Source organism: Protofrankia sp. CiP1_Cm_nod1, assembly GCF_920888515.1.
Lineage (GTDB): Bacteria > Actinomycetota > Actinomycetes > Frankiales > Frankiaceae > Protofrankia.
Map to the genome: position 1 here is coordinate 1 of NZ_CAKKTM010000279.1, position 2,585 is coordinate 2,585.

Sequence of the window (2,585 nt, forward strand, 5' to 3'; positions counted from 1 at the left end):
GGCCACGGGGCCGCGGGCCACGGGGCCGTGGCCGCGGGCCGGTCGGAGGCTTCCGGGGCGGTGCCGGTGCCGGCCCTGGGGGCGGCGCCGACGCCGCTGCCGGCATCACTGTCACTGCCGTCACTGTCACTGTGATCACAGTCACTGTCATCACTGTTGATGTCACCGCCGGTGCCGATGCCGGTGCCGGTGTCCGGATGCTGGCTGCCGGGGGGGAGCGGGCCAGGATCCCGGGTATCGTCCTGGCGGGCATCCGGGTGTCCCGGCTGCCGGTCAGCGGGGTGTCCGGGATCCGGCTGCTGGCCGCTGGTCTCCCGCCGCTGCCTGGTCAGCCCACGGCGGATCCGTACCCGGGCCCGGGAGGTCTTGACGAAATCCAGCCAGTCCTCGGAGGGGCCGGCGTCCGGCAGCCCCGAGCGCAGGATCTCCACCACGTCGCCGTTGCGCAGCCGGGTGTGCAGCGGGACCAGCCGGCCGTTGACCCGCGCGCCGATGGCCCGGTGCCCGAGTTCGGTGTGGACGGCGTAGGCGAGGTCGACCGGCGTGGACCGCGCCGGCAGCGCGATGATCCGCCCCTTGGGGGTGAAGATGAGCACCTCGTCGGAGTCGAGGTCCGCCGACAGCGACTCCAGGAACTCGCCGGGATCCTTGGCGTCGCCCTCCCAGTCGAGCAGGCTGTGCAGCCAGGCCAGGCCCTCCAGCCGGGCGCCGTCCGCGGACGGCCCGACCGGCCGGGCGATGATCCCGGTCTCGGCGAGCCGGTGCATCGCGTCCGTACGGATCTGGATGTCGACGGGCTTGCCGGCCGGGTCCATGACGGTGGTGTGCAGCGACTGGTACATGTTGAACTTGGGCGTGGCCACGAAGTCGCGCAGCCGCCCCGGCGCCGGTCGCCACAGGGCGTGTACTTCCCCGAGCGCCTCGTAACAATCGGTGATTGAATCGACGAGAATCAGGACGCGGGCGATGTCGTTGTAGTCCCGTGCCTCGAAGCCGCGCTCCTGGGCCCGCTTGTAGATCGAGAAGAGGTGGCTGGTGCGGGCCGAGACCCTGGCGTCGATGCGCGCCTCGGCCAGGCCGCTGGCAAGCTTGTCGACGACCGAGGCGAGCTGGCCGGACTCACCCTCCGCGGCCGTGAAGGTGTCGACCACCGCCTGGATCCGGGTGTACTCGTCGGGATACAGGACGGCGAACGACCGGTCCTCCAACTCCCGCTTGATGACGTTCACGCCGAGCCGGTGCGCCAGCGGCGCGAGGATCTCCAGCGTCACCCGGGCGATGCGCGCCTGCTTGGGCGGGGACTTGAAGCCGAGGGTCCGCATGTTGTGCAGCCGGTCGGCGATCTTGATGAGCAGGACCCGGTAGTCCCTGGCCAGCGCGACGATCAGTTTCCGCAGCGTCTCGGCCTCGGCCGCGTCCCCGAAACGCATCTTGTCGAGCTTGGTCACCCCGTCGACGAGGTTGGCGACCTCCGGGCCGAAGTCCGCCGTGACGGCCTCCAGGGTGTAGCCGGTGTCCTCGACCGTGTCGTGCAGGAGGGCCGCGACGACGGTGGTGGTGTCCACCCCGAGCTCGGCGAGGATGTCGGTGACCGCCAGCGGATGGGTGATGTACGGATCGCCGCTGTGCCGCATCTGGCCGGCGTGCTGGCGGTTGGCGACCTCGTAGGCGCGGACGATGAGAGCGACGTCGGCCTTGGGATGGTGCTGGCAGTGCCTGTCGATGATCCCCCGCAGGACGGGTGGTACGAGTGGCTCCGGGGGCGAACTTCGGGCCGCCGCCACCCGGCGGGCGAGGTGGGCCAGCCGGCTGCCGGCCAGCCAGGCGGCCGCGAGGGTCCGTGAGGCGTCCTCCCCACCGCCGGCCTGCCCCCCGCTGGATCGGTCCATCCGCGCGGGCAGCGCCGCGCCCTGCATCCCGGCACCTACGATCTCAGCGTCCATAGTGCTCCCCCTCGATACGTCCCGGTGCCTCGGTGCGCCCCGGCGCGGAACAGCTCCGTGCCCCCGCCGTCCGCCGGTGACAGCCCCCCGTCACGGCGACATCGACGACGCGGACCCGGCCGGCGGCCCCTCCCGCCGGGAACCGCCGGATCCCCCCACCGCACCAGCATGGTCAGCACCTCGCCCCGGAGGCGATCCGGTAACAGTCGTGCACACCGTCGATCGAGCGCACGGCGTCCCGGATGTGGCCGAGATGCTTGGTGTCCCCCATCTCGAAGGTGAACCGGCTGACCGCGTGCTGGTCCTTGGTCGTCGTCACCGACGCCGAGAGGATGTTGACATGGTGGTTGGTCAACACCCGGGTGACGTCGGAGAGCAGACGCGTGCGGTCGGTCGCCTCGACCTGGATGACGACGAGGAACACCGACCCCGAGGAGGCGGCCCACTCGACCGGCACCGTCCGGTCACGAGAACTATTACACAAAGTAGCCAGATTCGGGCAGTCCTGGCGGTGGACCGAGACGCCCTTGCCCCGGGTGACGAACCCGGCGATCGCGTCCCCGGGCATCGGTGTGCAGCAGTGGGCGAGCTTCGACCACACGTCCTCGGCGCCGTTGACGATCACCCCCGGGTCGCCGGCCG

General features: G+C 71.3%; 2 protein-coding genes. Both read right to left on the minus strand.

The window, feature by feature from the left end:
* On the minus strand, positions 1-1,943 hold a 1,943-nt coding region (locus NBX02_RS12685), incomplete at its 3' end, for a RelA/SpoT family protein (protein ID WP_250291480.1).
* Positions 1,944-2,115: 172 nt separating this feature from the next.
* The coding region (locus tag NBX02_RS12690) for an ACT domain-containing protein (RefSeq protein WP_250291483.1) at positions 2,116-2,585 on the minus strand (470 nt) is incomplete at its 5' end.